We start from the raw sequence: 16,189 nt of genomic DNA, 5'->3' as shown, positions 1-16,189 counted from the left end.
GAAAAAAGACTCATTTATGAAGTTATTTAGCCCAAACTGTCGAAAATACACGAAAATCTGTAAATTCAATGAACATGACCTATTAAATTTTGGTAAAAAAAAGTCGATACTTAGGGATAAGAAGGAATCCAAACTCCTTCCACGATAAACGCAGCCCTGTTGAAAGGCAGGTACGCAAAGCTAAAGGGCCTTCCGTAAGGATGGCAGCCTGGCTACCGAAAGGAAGAGCGAGAGTGAGCCCCTATTTTACCCCTGTGAATCGATGGATACGCAGTGTACTCCCCGTTGTTATGCTTTTTTCTTTGTTGCCCGTCGGCTTTGGTGAATCTCTGTCCGTGGCGAATGCTGCCACATTACAGCCTGTTAATTCGGACGCTTCTGCTGAGGCCCGTGAACTATACAGCTATTTGATCAGCATCTCGGGGAAAAAAATGGTCACAGGTCAACATGATTATTTGGAAAGTCCGGATGAATTAAGCAACAAGGTCCAAAAAATCAGTAAGGCGTATGCTGGTGTACATGGCTACGAGATGGGAGCCATCTCCAGCCAGTCCGCCGCTACGGAGGCAGCACAACGTAAAAATCTCGTCGATAGCGCTATACGTTGGAGTAGAGATGGCGGCATAGTTACGATGACTTATCATGAACCGTTGCCGGGCAAGCCACTGACTTGGGCCAATGTGCAGGCGAAAGTAAGCCAGGCGGAGTTCAATAAATACGTGACGCCGGGCACTACGCAGTATAATCTTCTCATTGCCGATCTGGATAAGGTCGCTATATCGTTAAAGCAGCTTCGTGATGCGGGTGTTCCGGTATTATGGAGACCTTACCACGAAATGAACGGCGACTGGTTCTGGTGGGGAAACAAGAACAATTTCAATCAGCTATGGAATATCATGTATGACCGTTTTGTAAACACGCATCAACTGAACAATCTGCTGTGGGTATGGAGTCCGAATGCACCTAGTTCGTACACCGTCCCATATACCCCGAAATATCCGGGGGATGACAAGGTGGATATCTTGGCTGTAGACATTTACAACAATGATTTTAAGCAAAGCCATTACGAAGGACTGCTCGGACTGGCACGAAATAAGCCGATTGCCATTGGGGAACACGGTGAGATGCCGAGTCCCGAGGTCATGCAGGCTCAGCCCAAATGGGTGTATTCCATGACTTGGGGCAAGATGCTGACCGAAAATAACACGACGGATCAGATTCAGGATTATATGAATAATTCGAAGAGCTTGACGCGGGATGACGTGAAAAAAGGGTTGGCTGCGATGAAACTACCTGAGGTGGAGTCACCGACCGTACCGGACACGGGGCAAAACGGCTCGACTCCGGCTCCGCCAGTGGTAAGCAAACCAGCCCCGCCTTCCGTTCCGAATATGGTCTATGCGAACGGGCTGCGGGGTGAATATTTTAACAGCATGAATCTGGACGGCACCACTGTTTTGGTTCGCACAGATAGTAAGCTGGATTATAACTGGCGCGCCGCCTCGCCTGATCCCAAGGTGGAGGCTGGTCAATTCTCGGTCCGCTGGACGGGCAAAATCAAGCCGCAATATAGTGAGACCTATACGTTTACCACGATATCCGATGATGGTATTCGTGTATGGATAGACGGCAAGCTGATTATTGATAGTTGGTTCAAACAAAGCTGGACTGAACGCAAGGGCAGCATTACCTTGCAAGCAGGAAAAATAGCAGATTTGAAGGTTGAATATTATGATGAAAAAGGCGACGCAATGGCACGTCTGATGTGGGAAAGTCAGCATGAAGCGAAAGCGGTAATTCCCGGCAACGCTTTGTTTCTTCCTTGATATATACTCTTTCCCCGCCAAAAATTTTGAGGAGAGAGGGTGGAGCACAATGATGAAAAAATGGTTGACCCAAAGGTATATAGTAGTATTGGCCGGGCTACTGGGGGTCGCAGCTATAGCGATGATCGCCTGGTTTATTCATACGCCTCCAAAGAGTGAAGAACTTCAGACGGATAAAGTAGCGGCGGCCAGTCCGGTATGGAAGCTTGGTCAGCGGGATGACTCTTCAGCAGAATTTAAGGGTGTAGTCGGTAAGGACAATGTCAATATTTCTGCGGCCTCTACTGAGTCGTCTGCTAAAGGAACATCGTCAGCGATGTCCGTAGCAGGAAGTACAACGGCTCCGGTATTGCTCAGCAGTGATGATATTCCTCCCGGTCTAAATGCGTCCACGAATCCTGAGCTGTCACTTCAGTACAAGCTCGATCAGGTTCCTCCGAACGGGATGATATTCCGTGTACGGATTTTGGATGCGGGCAAAGCCGTTCCTCAAATGGTTGTATTTTCAAATCATCAGTTGTCCGGTATCATTCAGATTGCCGGGGTTGCCGGTACAGGCAGTGCATATAATTTCAAAAGCAATTACGAGATGTATATACCTAAAGAGCAATTGCAAAGCGGTGTTAACGTACTCAAGCTAAAGACAGCGCGCTGCCTATACTGCTCCTCTGCTGAAGATAAAAATGTGTGGTGGACTTGGGATGACTTGAGCTTGGAGACGTTAGCTTTACCTGCAACCGAGCCGATACACGGTAAATATATACTGACCGGAACGAATGTTAATAATAAAGAATTTTATTATGATGAGGGTGCAGTTAAACATTTACCATATGTTCTCAAATGGCTGGGAATTGCGTATAGCGGCAATGTCATGAGAGTCACTTGTGCCAGTAATGTAAACAAGGCCTGCACAGACGTGGGAGATTACTACCAAACGTTGAAGCAGTATAATATGCAATCGTCAGCTTTGTATTTGTATACAGGCGATATCAAGCTGCAAAAAGACGGCTCCCTGCCGGAGACGGCCAAGCAGAAATTGCGCGATTATGTAAAAAAATATGGTTCATACCTGCAATATTACGAAGTAGATAATGAACCTGGATTGTTTAACCGCTCGAAAGCGGTCAATCTGGCCGTGGCCAAGTGGCTGAATACGGAAGGTAAGCAATTGGCACCGCATCTCAAAACGGTAGCGCCGGGCTGGGCCTACTGGCCGACGTATTCGACCAAGGCATGTAAAAACCAAACCGGAGGTACGCTCAAATGCGGCGATCCGGATGGATGGGAGCGGGACCCGGCACAACGTAAGCAACTGGAGGATGTCACTGACCTGACCAATGGACATGCCTATGGCGAATCGTATAACGAAGAGGGCGGAGGCAGCTTTGTTCAAAATCTGAAAACGTTCGGCGGTTCAAGTAACGGGCTGGAGAAGAAGATGCTGAATACGGAGTTTGGTACGAACGATACGCATCGGGACAACCCTGAGTATGGGGCCAGTCAGCCACAAGCAGCCGCGTTCGACCGGATTATGCGTTCGCAAATCGGTTTTGCCGATATGTTTATCCAGCATGCTGCTTTCTATAAGGACTACACGCTGTTTAAAACCGGCTTTGACCTGCAAAATCACAATCCGGCGAATACGGAAATTTATCCGTTCGGACAAGGGCAGGACAGCCGTGTAAACATCATGAGACGCTTGAGTCTGGCTTATGCCACACACGGGAAACCATTGACTTATATGGTACTGAATCCGGAGGAAACAAAGGATAAGATGGTCTATGTCCGTGCAGTGGATACCTCCAAATTGAAACCGCTGGCTGGCAGTAGCGCCACCTCGGACAAATTGCTGGTGAATCTGGTGAACTTCGAATCCACAGCACAGACGATCCGCGTACGGGTGACGATGCCGAAGGCAGGTTTGTACACGGGTGAGCGCTTCGGAGCCGGGTCTACCTACAGCCAGGCACGGCGTTCCCTATCAGGACTTAATGCTTCGCCTAATCTCGATTTTGAAGAAAAACTGGGACCTGGCGAGTCGGTGCAATACATTCTGGAATTGAAAAGTACAGATCAGGCCGCAGCTTCGGCTCCAACAGAGGTGAAGGCCGCCTCTGTGGAGGCAGGCGCGGTAAAGATTGATTGGCTTCAGGCAGAAGGTGTATCAGCCTATGATGTGCTGCGTGCGGAAGGAACAGACGGGGCGTATCAGGTGATTGCCTCCGAAGTAGCGGGAAACACGTATACGGATCACACGGCGAAAGCCGGGAGTCACTACGCTTACAAAGTCCGAGCGACTGGGGGCACCCAAGTGTCCCCGGCGGCCGAGGTCGCTTAATCAGGACAGATACAGAGTAGGACCAGCGTCGAAGAATACCTTACATGCAACCGAAAATAGAATGCCAAAGAACCTATCAGGAGAAAGTAGGACCTGACAGGTTCTTTTTTATCTGAAAATCGTTCTGATTTGGCAGATCATGGCGTATATTTCAGAAGAAAATCCGAAAATCCTTTAATTTTCTCGCCATAAGACGACAACATTACAGGTATGTATTCATATATAATAGTTTTGCTCATAACTATACATACATGGTTTGTGGGGATTCTCTTTCCGGTGACCAAGAATGATAAAGTGAGGTAAGTGCCGAATGAACAAGGAGACTGAATCAGGGATGGACAACCCTCTTCTACGAAACAACGAACGGAAAGCAGACAAACCTGTCGTCCACTTGGACATCCGGGATATTTTGCTTCAATGCGGTATCACGATGCCGCAATGTTTACAGAGCGAAGCGGACGGAACCAAGGGCTGGAAGGATAAGAGCGAGTAAAATATCGGTTGCCGGCACTGCTAAAAACAGGAGTGAACCGGCTCCCACCCTTCTTTATTCCATCATTCGTTCCATGCGGACAAACGCGATAAAACGCTTGGCTTCTTCCTCAGACAAGGTTCGTCCGTCAATGGTCAGATTAAAACGCTGCAGGATATCTTCATCGGACAGTTCCAACTGGTCCACAAATTCCCTCACATCTGAATCCAATACCGCTACCGGATGGCTAGTGCGTCCTACCAAGTAATCAATGGATACCCCGAAAATGTCTGCAAGCTTGGTCAGTATCTCAAAATCTGGCTTGCGCCGGTTTTTTTCATAGTGAGAAAGAGCCGCCCGCGTAATTCCGAGGGATTGCGCTAGTTCCTCTTGTTTTAATCCCTTATATTCCCGTAATTCAGCGATGCGGGTGCCATAATTCATCTGATTTTCCTCCTGAATGCAAGGTTGAGAAAGTAAAAAAAAGCAATTTTACGCTTGACAAGATACGTTTTGTATCATAAATTAGTTATGTAGGATACATAACGTATCGTTGTTTTATAGTTTTATCCATATGCTATCGTTCATATACCCTGGGAGGCCACGGATGGTTTAGCACTTGTGCAAATTCGTTGGCTAGACCTTCTATGCGCTATTATACAACATTTTACTATAGATTATATGGTCATGCTATGCAGAGGATCAGTACAAGCGTCATCGCATCGAAAACAAGTCAATCAGGGAGGACTGGTCTTGTGCAGTTGAAAGAGTACATTCGTATGATCCGAAAAAGAATATGGTTAATTGGCGGTATCGTATTGTTGGTATGTGCTGTCGTGGGCGTGAAAAATGTATATTTTACCCCTCAGGTTTATGAAGCGACGGCGAAGCTTATTATCAACCAGACGCCAAGGCCGGATCGGGCGGGTTTCGTCGATTACAGTGTCGTCCAAACGAATATAGCCTTAACGAACTCCTATAAGCAAATTATGATGTCCTCGGCAATTATGGACCAGGTGGTCGCCAGCTTCCCCGATCTCAAGGTCACTCCGTCAGCTCTGACGCAAAAATTAAGAGTAAACACCGCAGGTGATTCGCAGGTCATGGATTTAACAATCCGCGATTTATCGTATACGAAGGCTGTCAAAACCGTAAATGCGGTAGCCAAAGTATTCAAACGACAAATCCCCTCTATCATGAAAATGGACAACGTCACGATTCTAAGCGAAGCCAGTCTGAGTGAACCGGCTGTTCCTGTGAACAGTAATCCCGCTATACAGATGCTTATTGCTTTTGCCGCCTCCTTGCTGCTGGGTATAGGCTTGGCGTTTTTGCTGGAAGTGCTGGACGATACCTTTAAAAATGAAGAGGACGTTGAAAAAGAACTCGGCCTGCCTACCTTGTCCCTGATTACGAAAATGAAAAAAGAAGACAGACGCTCTGACGGTTCCGCTACAACTCCCAAACAGGTAGGTGAAGGACAATATGCCGCGATTAATCAATAACCAGCTCGTCACATCCCTGCATGCCCAATCTTCCGTTTCGGAGGAGTACCGTATGCTTCGCACGAACATCCAGTTTTCCTCTGTAGACGAGCCGATTGAGGTTATGATGGTGGCGTCAGCTCAGGCGGGTGAAGGCAGGACGGTCACGATTAGCAATTTGGCTGTAACGTATGCGCAAGAGGGAAAAAAGGTGCTGGTTATGGACATGGATTTACGCCGCTCTTCCCTGCACCACATGTTCGGCTTGCGTAATCATACCGGTCTGACGCGGGTCCTGGCCAACCAGCAGCCATGGCAGGATGTGGTTCAGGAAACCGGGATCGACCATCTGTATGCCATTACAGCCGGACCGACTCCGCCGAATCCGTCCGAAATGCTCAGCTCTCGCAGAATGAACGCTCTATTGGCTGAGCTGAAGGAGCATTATGATGTGATTTTAATGGATACGCCGCCATTGCTGTCCTTTCCGGATGGCTTCATTATAAGCGCTATGTGTGACGGAGTGATTTTGGTGGTGCAGGCAGGAAAGGTCAAAAAGGATCTCGTTAAGAAAGCAAAGGCAAATTTGGAAAGAGTAAAGGCACGTATTTTGGGCGTGGTGCTCAACAACGTGAAACGATCAAATACTCGTGCCGAACGCGGCATGGAGGAACGCAACCTGACATGAGCAGCAACAAGGGAAATGAAAGTTAATAAAATTCTTTTAACAATGAATAAATAATACTAATATATCGGAAATCGAGGTGATGAGCAGTGTCTTCTTCCCACTCGAACGAGGCCGAAGCTTTGAGTGCATCAGTGGAAGTGTATTCGGTCGCTCATGGGCTTGAACGTCGGCAAGGATTGAGCGTATATCCGTTCGTGAAGCGAAGTATGGACATCATGCTGTCGTTCATTGGATTAATCGTGCTGTGCCCGGTATTTTTGCTCGTGATTTTGCTGATTAAGCTGGAGGACCCGAGAGGAAGCGCGTTATTTTATCAGGTTCGTATTGGTAAAAATGAGCGGCCGTTTCGCATGATCAAATTTCGTTCCATGGTGTCCGATGCCGAGGACAGATTGTCTGCGCTGCTGCTGGAGAATGAAATCGAGGGTGCAATGTTCAAAATGAGGGATGATCCGCGTATCACCCGAATTGGGCGCTTTCTCCGCAGAACGAGTATTGACGAGCTGCCGCAACTGCTGAATGTGCTGCGTGGGCAGATGAGTCTGGTAGGGCCTAGACCCCCGCTACCCAGAGAAGTCCATGACTATACGGTAAGGGATAAGCTGCGTCTGACCGTTACGCCAGGCTGTACCGGCCTATGGCAGATCAGCGGTCGTAATCATCTGAGCTTTAACCAGATGGTAGAGCTGGATCTGGAATACATATCCAGACGCAGTTTGCGCACAGATATCATCATCATGCTGAAAACATTCCGGGTGCTATTGGGCTCCAACGATGCGTATTAAATTCACTCCAACAGGAAGGGTAGGGGAAAGCATGGATCTTTATTCCAACATATATGTAGCAGGACACAACGGACTGGTGGGATCTGCAATTGCTCGGGCATTGAGCAAAGCAGGCTATCGTAACCTGATCACCCGCACAAGCAGTGAGCTGGATCTGCGCAACAAGGAGGCGGTAGACCATTTTTTCGAAACCGAATCGGTGGACTATGTATTTTTGGCAGCAGCCAAGGTTGGCGGGATTTTGGCGAACAATGATTACCCGGCGGATTTTATCCGTGACAACCTGCTCATACAGACGAATGTAATTGATGCAGCATACCGGGCGAATGTAAGCAAGCTGCTGTTCCTCGGGTCGACCTGTATTTATCCCAAATTTGCCCCGCAGCCGTTGCGGGAGGAATATCTGCTCACAGGTGAGCTGGAGCCAACGAATGAGGCTTATGCTATCGCTAAAATTGCCGGGATTAAAATGTGCCAGTCCTATAACCGTCAATATGGAACCCGTTTTATTTCGGTGATGCCTACGAATTTGTACGGTCCGGGCGACAATTTTGATCTCCAGACCTCCCATGTGTTGCCTGCGCTCATCCGCAAGTTTCACGAAGCCAAGCTGAATCAGTCCCCGACGGTAGAAGTATGGGGTTCCGGCACACCGCGTCGTGAATTTCTTCATTCGGATGATTTGGCGGAAGCCTGTCTGTTCCTGATGAACAGCTATGAGGGCAATGAAATTGTGAACATCGGCGTTGGGGAGGATATTTCCATTCGGGAACTGGCTGAACGTGTGAAGGAAGTCGTCGGTTATGAGGGGGAAATTACCTTTAATACGTCCGCACCCGACGGCACACCGCGTAAGCTGGTGGATGTGTCCCGAATTTCCGGGCTGGGCTGGTCGGCGCGTATTTCACTGGAAGAGGGATTAAGGTCTGTCTATCAGGCATTTCAAGGTCTGGATCTGGTTGAACAATAAAAAACGGTGGAGGAATAGGAATGAAAAAAGCGCTGATCACAGGGATTACCGGACAGGACGGATCTTATCTGGCTGAGTTGCTGCTGTCCAAAGATTATGAGGTGTACGGGGTACGCAGACGCACCAGTACGCCGAACTTTGAAAATGTGGCACATATCCAGAATGACATTCATTGGCTTTCCGGCGATATGACCGATCTGGCCTCGCTCATCGAAGCCGTGCGTCAGTCTGACCCGGATGAGGTCTACAACCTGGCTGCCCAATCCTTTGTCGCGGCCTCATGGCCGCAGCCCTTGGCTACCGGGCAGATTACAGCGCTATCCGTTACCAATATGCTGGAGGCGGTACGGATTGCCAAGCCGGACACGCGCTTTTATCAGGCGTCGAGCAGTGAGATGTTCGGCAAGGTGCTGGAGACGCCGCAGACAGAAACGACCCCATTTTACCCGCGCAGCCCTTACGGTGTCGCCAAAGTGTACGGTCATTGGATCACGGTGAACTACCGCGAAAGCTTTGATATGTTTGCATGCTCCGGCATTTTGTTCAATCATGAATCGCCCCGCCGTGGGCTGGAGTTTGTAACACGTAAAGTGACGGACGCTGTAGCCCGTATCAAGCTGGGTTTGCAGCAGGAGCTGCGCATGGGGAATCTGGATTCGCTACGGGACTGGGGTTTTGCAGGAGATTATGTTAAGGCGATGTGGATGATGCTCCAGCAGGATCAACCGGATGATTACGTCATTTCCACGGGAGAAATGCATTCCGTCCGCGAACTGCTGCAAATTGCCTTTTCCCATGTAGGTCTGAACTATGAGGATTATGTCGTCATTGATCCTCAGTTTGTCCGTCCGGCAGAGGTGGATCTACTGCTCGGCGATTGCGCCAAGGCGAAGGAAAAGCTGGGCTGGCGAGTGGAGGTAGGCTTCGAACAGCTCATTCATATGATGGTGGACACAGACTTGGAGCGGGTAAAAAGACAGGCTGCGGTCGAAGCTTCCGTCGTCGTATAAGACATGGAGGGGCCACCCGCTTGCCGGGAGGTCTCTTCGCTGTACATTATTGTAGTCGCATCGGCAGAACAGCATGCTATGAAGCCGTGCGAAAGGTCATTTTTCAAGATGGAGTAGAGCTTATGACATTAGTCGAAAATCGCGCCAAACCGCGCAGAAGTCTGCTGGTGAATACGTCTTGGCTGTTCGGCGACAAAATGATCCGCATGGTGTTTGGGCTGGCGGTCAGCATTATCATGGCGAGAGTGCTCGGACCGGAGGAACTGGGGAAATGGAATTATGCGGAATCTTTTTTCGGGATGTTCCTGATCTTCACGACGCTTGGTTTTGATTCCATATTGGTGCGCGATCTCGTCAAGGACCCCAAGGATGAGCATGAGTTATTGGGTACGGCGATTCTGCTGAAGCTGGTGGGTACTTTGGTAGCTATTGTCCTGTCCTGCTCCTTCATTTTGCTGCTCAGACCGGAGGATAGTTCCGTACGGTTGATCAATCTGATTCTGGCGACGGCCTCGGTGTTTCAGTTGTTCGATATCATCGACTACTGGTTTCGGGCGCAGATGTTGTCCAAATACACGGTCATTGCCAAGAACACAGCCTTTGTCCTCAGTTCCACCGTTAAAATCATTTTATTGTTGTCCGGTGTCCCCATATGGGTGGTGGCGCTGTGCGCTCATGGAGAGTTTCTGCTCGGAAGTCTGATTCTGCTGTATTTCTTCCGCAAGGAAGGACGGCATGTACACAAGTGGACGTTCAGCCTAACCACAGCACGACGAATCATGAATCACAGTTGGCCGCTTATTTTGTCATCCTCCGCTGTATATGTACAGGCACGGATCGATCAGGTCATTATCGGCGAGATGCTGGGGGATGCGGCCGTGGGGCAGTATTCTGTTGCGCTCCGTCTTATTGAAGTGCTGGGCTTCATTCCGGTCGTTCTTACCACAGCATATGCCCCGGTGGTGACCCGTTCCAAGATGAAAGGGAGCGACGAATACAGACAAACGTTGTCCAACGTGTACCGACTGATGTTTATTTGCTTTCTGGTGACCTCGATACCGTTATTTTTTCTGTCCCAATGGGTGGTGGTCGTGCTGTATGGGCGGGAATTTACCGAGGCTGGCTCGTTGCTGTCGCTGTTTGCGATTCGTCTGTTTTTCACCAATTTCAGTGTTGCCAAAAGCTTGTTTATCACGAATGAAAATTTGTTCAAATATACGCTGCTGACCTCGATTGTGGGTGCGGTCACGAATGTGGCTTTAAATTATGCGCTTATCCCGTTGCTTGGTGTTCGAGGCTCGCTGGTGGCGACCATCTTGTCTTTTACGATATCTGTATTTTTATTAGATTTGCTGTTTAAGGAAGTCAAAGCCAATTTGGGCTGGATGATGAAGTCGATCCTGACCTTCTGGCGTGTTCACATTACAGTACCGAAAGTTGGAGAGAACAATCATGATACCCATTAAACCGTTTGTTCAGCATGAGGGGCAGTGTCCGCATTGTGGAGGTAAGGTACGGGGCGGGGAGGTGCTGTGGCAGGGAATTCATGTATGTGTCAGCACTTGGTGTGAAGGCTGTGAACGTGAATATATCGAGGATATGCGGGTTGGTCATGCCACGTATTCACCCTATCGGGTAGAAATGCCCAACTATACATTGACTGGAGATGCAAAGTCGAGAAAATGGCTCGGAGAGCCCTTGCGGCAATCGTTGCTGAGTCCTTCCTATGATTTGACGGTCGGCATGACTGTGCATACAATGAAACCCTTTAAGCGCGTCATCATTGTCAATACGATTGATTATTTGTATGGTCACGCCTTGCTTAAGCTGCTGAATGTACAGCGGGAATATGAACAATCACCGGAGCTGGGTATCGTCGTTATTGTGCAAAAATCGCTGGAGTGGATGGTACCCGCAGGTGTGGCTGAAATCTGGACAGTCGATGTGCCGTTCAGCAAGGCCCGTAACTTTTATCCGGTGCTGCATCATCGGATGATGGAGGAACTGGTACGTTTTGACGAGGTCTATGTCAGCCCTGCGTATTCACACCCCAGCCAGTTCGATATTGAGCAGTTTACGGGTGTCCCGCGTTATGAGGATGGCCGTGAATCGGAGCCGCGCATTACCTTTGTATGGAGGGAAGACCGCTTGTGGAGCGGCAGCCATCATATCGCACGGGCAATACAGAAATTTCCGCAGCTCAAACGTTGGCTTAAACCGCTGATTTATCATCAGCGCCGCAAACTCATTCGATTGTTCCGCAGGCTGCGGGAATCCTTTCCGGATTATCGTTTTACGGTCGCCGGATTGGGTCGCACCGGGAGCTTCCCGTCATGGATTAACGACGAACGTGTCGCACGCTTCGACCGGGAAAGCGAGCTACGAGTATGCGAGGTATATGCAGCCAGCCGATTAGTCATCGGCATTCACGGCTCCAATATGCTGCTGCCCTCCGCACATGCCGGCATGACGATTGACCTGATGCCAAAGGATCGTTGGGGCAACTACGCGCAGGATATTTTATTTCATGAAACGGACCATCGGCTTACGGCTTATAAATACCGTTTTGTCCCGATGGAGTCGAGCGTGACATTGGTGGCGGATATGGCGGCTGCCCAGCTTAAAGGAGCAGACCATTTTAATATGCAGATGACGGAAGAAAAGCAGCGGGAGCATTCGGTTTGGAGGGGGGAGGCCGCTTCGGGCAGGGTTTGATCTCCTAGCTACGACTGTCGGTGTAAGGCGCTTCGAGTAGCATTTGATCTTCCGATCGCTGTTGACGTGGGATTCCTTGGTTTGAATAAGCCCTGTAGAGGGCGGAATCCCACGTCAAAGGCGAACGCTGACGCTTCTCCAGATTCAAATCCTACCCTCCGCTACTCACCGCCGCCAAAAAGAATTTCCCCAGCCCATAGGGTGGGGGAAGGTAGAGCCCGCCCGGCGATAGCTTCGCCTATCGCCGTAAATCTTTCGCCGGGCACTTCATGCCCTAAGTTCCCTTTTTTTAAATTAGGGTGGCTTTATGGACACGGCGGTTAGCAGCGGAGTGGATGGAATCGTTCTGAAGAAGCGATAGCGTTCGCCTTTACCCCCGGATTTCACCCTTTAAAGGGTTTATACAGTCAGATGAAATCCGGGGGTAACAGCGATCGGAAGAATGATCCATCCACGTAGCGTTCTCACCCCGCACTCCCATAACTCACCCAATATGAAATGGCAGGAGCCTAATGATGATTCAAAAATATTGTATCTTCGCAATTTTGCCAGCAAGGTGAACGGGGCCTCATACAATTTGCAGGAAGTCGGCTTGGGTAAAGCACTCGTTCGGAAAGGCTTCGATTGCGACATTGTCTACTACAACGACCACAAGGAAACCCATCTGGAGCAGGTATACCGTCACGAAGGCTGCACCCTGCGCATCATCTGGCTCCACGGGTTTAAGTTCCTGAGCAACAGCATCTATAGGGATGTCCTCAAGGATTCGTTTTTGGCTGCTTATGATTTGGTCATTTCCACAGAATACAACCAGATCATGACTTATCTGCTTTCCCGCAAATGTCCCGAGAAGCTGGTGCTGTATCACGGCCCGTACCGGGATAACACACATGCGCTGATCCGAAGATTGTACGATACCCTGCTACTGCCGAAGGTGGCAAAGTCTCTACGCTGTACCTATGTCAAATCCGATCTTGCCAAGCGCTATCTGGAGGATAAAGGCTTTCACAACGTCGTCACCCTTGGGGTTGGACTGGACCGCAGCAAAGTCGAGGGACACACAGCAGCGGCAACGACAAAAGCGAAGGCCGGGAGAAAAATCCTGAGGTCGCGGATGAGCTGAGGCGGCTCGGGGATCGTCCGGTGCTACTGTATGTCGGCGTGCTGGAGGAGCGGAGAAATATACGTTTTATGCTAGGCGTGTTCAAAAAGGTACTTCAAAAGCATCCCAGTTGCCTTTTGTTAATGGTCGGGGATGGACGTAAAGCGGATACGGATCGCTATTGGGCCTATGCCCATGAGCTTGGGCTGACGGACAGTATTTTGCATTTTCCAAGAGTGGAGCAGCGGCATCTGTGGCAGATTTATGGAGCGGCGGATGTGATGCTGTTCCCGACTCATTACGATATTTTCGGTATGGTGCTGCTGGAAAGTATGCTGTTTCGCGTCCCGATTATCTCTTCGGTAAATGGCGGTTCGGTTACCTTGATCGAGGACGGAGTGAGCGGAGTGATCCTGAGCAGCTTTTCAGAGGAGGAATGGGTGAGTCGAGTCTCTGAATTGTTGGACAATGCTGAGCTGCGACAAAGTATGGCGGAGCAGGCGTTTCTTACAGTCGAGCGTATGTCGTGGGATCGTATTGCAGAGGAAATGCTAAGCCACTCACGGATACAACCGATGCAGCCTATGCACCATCCTATGCAATCCGGGCAGGAAAGAGGGACAGCCACGTGAGCAAACAAATCAGCATACAGACGAGGTCCCCAGTGCGCGAACAGGCTTCAAACCTAGACCATCATCATGTTCAGGGGGAGGCACCTCAGCCTGAAAACTCATCACCAGTGGATACTGCCAACCCTGTCCAGCGACGTGAACATAGCCATAAAACGGTGGGCAGGGTGCTGGTCATCCATAACTTTTATCAGCAAAGCGGGGGAGAAGACAAGGTTGTCGAGCAGGAATTGGCTATGCTGCGCTCCAGAGGGATAGAGACAGAGCACTATTATGTGCATAACGACAGCATCCAAAGCAAAGGGTTGGTTAGCATGGCAAAGCTGGCAGTGGAGGCGGCATGGTCCCTGCCAGAGTTTAAAAGAATCAAAAGCTGCTTCTGCGGGTGAAGCCGGATGTGGTGCATGTGCATAACTTTTTTCCGGTTATTTCGCCTTCCGTCTATCATGCCTGTGAACGATTAGGGATTCCGGTCGTCCAGACGCTGCATAATTACAGGCTGATTTGTCCGGCGGCGACCTTTATGCGAGGGAATGAGGTTTGTGAAAAATGCCTGCACGGCACGTTGCTGCATTCCATCCGCCACGGGTGCTACCGGGACTCACAGCTACAGACGATTCCGGTGGCGGCGATGATCAAGTTCAACGATCTGATTGGCACATGGCAGCACAAAGTAAACCGATATATTGCGCTGACCAAGTTTGCAAGGGACAAATTTGCCGAAAGCGGCATTCCACCAGATCGTATCGCGGTAAAGCCTAACTTTATCCAACGTAAAGAGGTGGAAGCCGTGTATGACCCGGATGATCGTTACTTGTTGTTTGTAGGGCGGATCTCAGCTGAAAAAGGGGTGCGTAATCTGCTGCAAGCCTGGACACAGGTGGAAGATCGGGGCGGCTTGAGACTGGTCGTCATTGGGGATGGCCCGGAAAAGGCTGAACTGGCTGCCGCTTATCCACAGGAGGACATTCGTTTTCTCGGCAAGCAGGATGGAGACACGGTGCTGGATTGCATGAGCCGGGCCATGTATGTCATGGTCCCTTCCATTTGGTATGAAGGCTTTCCCATGACCATCGTAGAGTCCTATTCCGTGGGAACCCCGGTGTTGTGCAGCCGAATCGGGGCACTGGAGGAAGTGGTGGAGGATGGAGTGACCGGGTTCCATTTTCAACATGATGATATGGAACATATAAGTGACGTAATCCGTCGTGCGACAGCCTATGAAAACTATCCAGCCATGAGACAGAAGGTATCGGAAATATATGCTGCACGCTACACAGAAGAAGTGAATTACGAGCAACTGATGGCCATATACAGCGAGGCGATAGAGGAGCGTGATTATGAAGCAGCTGCCCCAGTATAGAGTCGGAAGGATTGCGGACGCAGATATTGCGGCGCTTACGTTTCAGGAAACAGTACACACGGTGGAGCAGTGGGCCGTCGGGCGCAAGGACAGCTATGTATGTATCTGCAACACGCATTCCATTGTTACAGCCGGAAATCAATCCGAGTTCCACGAAGCACTCGCGCGTGCAGATTTGTGTACCCCGGATGGTATGCCGCTGGTATGGGCGCTCAAGCTGTACGGATTTGAGTGTCAGGACCGGGTAGACGGCCCCAGTCTGATGCTCAAGCTGTGCGAACGCGCGCCTCAGACAGGATTAAGTATTTATTTTTACGGCAGCACGCCGGATACGCTGGACAGCTTGAAGGAAAGAGTGGAGCAGGACTACCCAGGAATCCGCATCGCAGGTGGCTTTTCACCGCCATTTCGGAAGCTTCGGCCGGATGAGGAGGAACAGATTATTCATGACATCAACTCGTCAGGTGCGCATATCATTTTCGTCAGCTTGGGCTGTCCGAAGCAGGAAATATGGATGTATCGTAACAAAGACCGCATTCGTGGCGTGATGATTGGTGTAGGAGCGGCCTTTGACTATATCACCGGAAAGGTTCGCAGACCGCCGCTAATGATACAAAAGCTGGGGCTGGAGTGGCTGTACCGCCTGATTAGCGAGCCGAAACGGTTGTGGAAGAGATACGCCTATAACAATCCGGTGTATGTATACCGTTTTCTCAAATCCTATCGGCAGAACAAACGATTGACGCTCCATCATAATCGGCATGCAGGGAGAGGCGTAGAGAAGTGAAGCTGGTGTAAGCGTAATGT

At 49.8% G+C, this 16,189-nt stretch carries 12 protein-coding genes, 2 pseudogenes and 1 riboswitch; of the genes and pseudogenes, 13 read left to right on the top strand and 1 reads right to left on the bottom strand.

Annotated elements, in window-relative coordinates; genetic code table 11:
- The first annotated feature begins 139 nt into the window (after positions 1 to 139).
- A riboswitch (cyclic di-GMP riboswitch) is annotated at positions 140 to 220 on the top strand.
- The 3 genes from ASL14_RS05915 to ASL14_RS05905 all read left to right on the top strand — a co-directional run bounded on the left by ASL14_RS05915 (position 201) and on the right by ASL14_RS05905 (position 4,657).
- On the top strand, positions 201 to 1,826 hold the full coding sequence (locus tag ASL14_RS05915) for a glycosyl hydrolase (protein WP_442953229.1): 1,626 nt from the start codon (positions 201 to 203) through the stop codon (positions 1,824 to 1,826). (Overlaps the previous riboswitch by 20 nt.)
- A gap of 49 nt (positions 1,827 to 1,875) precedes the next feature.
- Complete coding sequence (locus ASL14_RS05910; protein WP_134910811.1) at positions 1,876 to 4,164, top strand: PD-(D/E)XK nuclease family protein; 2,289 nt, start codon at positions 1,876 to 1,878, stop codon at positions 4,162 to 4,164.
- 310 nt (positions 4,165 to 4,474) lie between these two features.
- Complete coding sequence (locus ASL14_RS05905; protein WP_134910810.1) at positions 4,475 to 4,657, top strand: hypothetical protein; 183 nt, start codon at positions 4,475 to 4,477, stop codon at positions 4,655 to 4,657.
- Between the two features lie 54 nt (positions 4,658 to 4,711).
- Here ASL14_RS05905 and ASL14_RS05900 read toward each other — a convergent pair whose 3' ends face one another.
- The gene (locus ASL14_RS05900; RefSeq protein WP_134910809.1) at positions 4,712 to 5,080 is read right to left on the bottom strand and encodes a helix-turn-helix domain-containing protein; all 369 of its coding nucleotides are present in this window, start codon (positions 5,078 to 5,080) and stop codon (positions 4,712 to 4,714) included.
- Positions 5,081 to 5,391: 311 nt separating this feature from the next.
- Here ASL14_RS05900 and ASL14_RS05895 point away from each other — a divergent pair, with 311 nt between their 5' ends.
- The 10 genes and pseudogenes from ASL14_RS05895 to ASL14_RS05850 all read left to right on the top strand — a co-directional run bounded on the left by ASL14_RS05895 (position 5,392) and on the right by ASL14_RS05850 (position 16,169).
- Positions 5,392 to 6,141 carry a YveK family protein gene (locus tag ASL14_RS05895; RefSeq protein ID WP_134910808.1) on the top strand — a complete coding sequence of 250 codons (750 nt, stop codon included), beginning with the start codon at positions 5,392 to 5,394 and terminating at the stop codon, positions 6,139 to 6,141.
- Positions 6,122 to 6,808: a CpsD/CapB family tyrosine-protein kinase gene (locus ASL14_RS05890; protein ID WP_134910807.1), complete on the top strand. Its 687-nt coding sequence runs from the start codon at positions 6,122 to 6,124 to the stop codon at positions 6,806 to 6,808. Before ASL14_RS05895 ends, ASL14_RS05890 begins: the two co-directional genes overlap by 20 nt.
- 86 nt (positions 6,809 to 6,894) lie before the next feature.
- Positions 6,895 to 7,593: a sugar transferase gene (locus ASL14_RS05885; RefSeq protein ID WP_134910806.1), complete on the top strand. Its 699-nt coding sequence runs from the start codon at positions 6,895 to 6,897 to the stop codon at positions 7,591 to 7,593.
- A 31-nt stretch (positions 7,594 to 7,624) separates the two neighbouring features.
- Positions 7,625 to 8,563, top strand: coding sequence for a GDP-L-fucose synthase (fcl, locus tag ASL14_RS05880; protein WP_134910805.1), 939 nt, complete (start codon positions 7,625 to 7,627; stop codon positions 8,561 to 8,563).
- A 20-nt stretch (positions 8,564 to 8,583) separates the two neighbouring features.
- Positions 8,584 to 9,573, top strand: a complete 990-nt coding sequence (gene gmd, locus ASL14_RS05875) for a GDP-mannose 4,6-dehydratase (RefSeq protein WP_134910804.1) — start codon at positions 8,584 to 8,586, stop codon at positions 9,571 to 9,573.
- Between the two features lie 122 nt (positions 9,574 to 9,695).
- Positions 9,696 to 11,039, top strand: a complete 1,344-nt coding sequence (locus tag ASL14_RS05870; protein ID WP_134910803.1) for a flippase — start codon at positions 9,696 to 9,698, stop codon at positions 11,037 to 11,039.
- On the top strand, positions 11,026 to 12,288 hold the full coding sequence (locus ASL14_RS05865; protein ID WP_134910802.1) for a hypothetical protein: 1,263 nt from the start codon (positions 11,026 to 11,028) through the stop codon (positions 12,286 to 12,288). The genes ASL14_RS05870 and ASL14_RS05865 overlap by 14 nt, the downstream gene beginning before the upstream one ends.
- A 493-nt stretch (positions 12,289 to 12,781) precedes the next feature.
- Positions 12,782 to 14,022 (top strand): annotated as a pseudogene (locus ASL14_RS29230) (glycosyltransferase family 4 protein).
- A gap of 155 nt (positions 14,023 to 14,177) precedes the next feature.
- Positions 14,178 to 15,382: pseudogene (locus ASL14_RS05855) on the top strand (glycosyltransferase family 4 protein).
- The gene (locus tag ASL14_RS05850; protein WP_134910801.1) at positions 15,360 to 16,169 is read left to right on the top strand and encodes a WecB/TagA/CpsF family glycosyltransferase; all 810 of its coding nucleotides are present in this window, start codon (positions 15,360 to 15,362) and stop codon (positions 16,167 to 16,169) included. Before ASL14_RS05855 ends, ASL14_RS05850 begins: the two are co-directional and overlap by 23 nt.
- Positions 16,170 to 16,189 lie beyond the last annotated feature (20 nt).

It is taken from the genome of Paenibacillus sp. IHB B 3084 (assembly GCF_001447315.1).
GTDB lineage: Bacteria > Bacillota > Bacilli > Paenibacillales > Paenibacillaceae > Paenibacillus.
This window is presented reverse-complemented; position numbering and strand designations above follow the sequence as displayed.

Bases quoted from the DNA above. Each gene is read 5' to 3' on its own strand.
- gmd (WP_134910804.1), top strand. From the start codon at position 8,584: ATGAAAAAAGCGCTGATCACAGGGATTACCGGACAGGACGGATCTTAT.
- ASL14_RS05905 (WP_134910810.1), top strand. From the start codon at position 4,475: ATGAACAAGGAGACTGAATCAGGGATGGACAACCCTCTTCTACGAAAC.
- ASL14_RS05850 (WP_134910801.1), top strand. From the start codon at position 15,360: ATGAAGCAGCTGCCCCAGTATAGAGTCGGAAGGATTGCGGACGCAGAT.
- ASL14_RS05915 (WP_442953229.1), top strand. From the start codon at position 201: ATGGCAGCCTGGCTACCGAAAGGAAGAGCGAGAGTGAGCCCCTATTTT.
- ASL14_RS05910 (WP_134910811.1), top strand. From the start codon at position 1,876: ATGATGAAAAAATGGTTGACCCAAAGGTATATAGTAGTATTGGCCGGG.
- ASL14_RS05900 (WP_134910809.1), bottom strand. From the start codon at position 5,080: ATGAATTATGGCACCCGCATCGCTGAATTACGGGAATATAAGGGATTA.
- fcl (WP_134910805.1), top strand. From the start codon at position 7,625: ATGGATCTTTATTCCAACATATATGTAGCAGGACACAACGGACTGGTG.
- ASL14_RS05865 (WP_134910802.1), top strand. From the start codon at position 11,026: ATGATACCCATTAAACCGTTTGTTCAGCATGAGGGGCAGTGTCCGCAT.
- ASL14_RS05870 (WP_134910803.1), top strand. From the start codon at position 9,696: ATGACATTAGTCGAAAATCGCGCCAAACCGCGCAGAAGTCTGCTGGTG.
- ASL14_RS05890 (WP_134910807.1), top strand. From the start codon at position 6,122: ATGCCGCGATTAATCAATAACCAGCTCGTCACATCCCTGCATGCCCAA.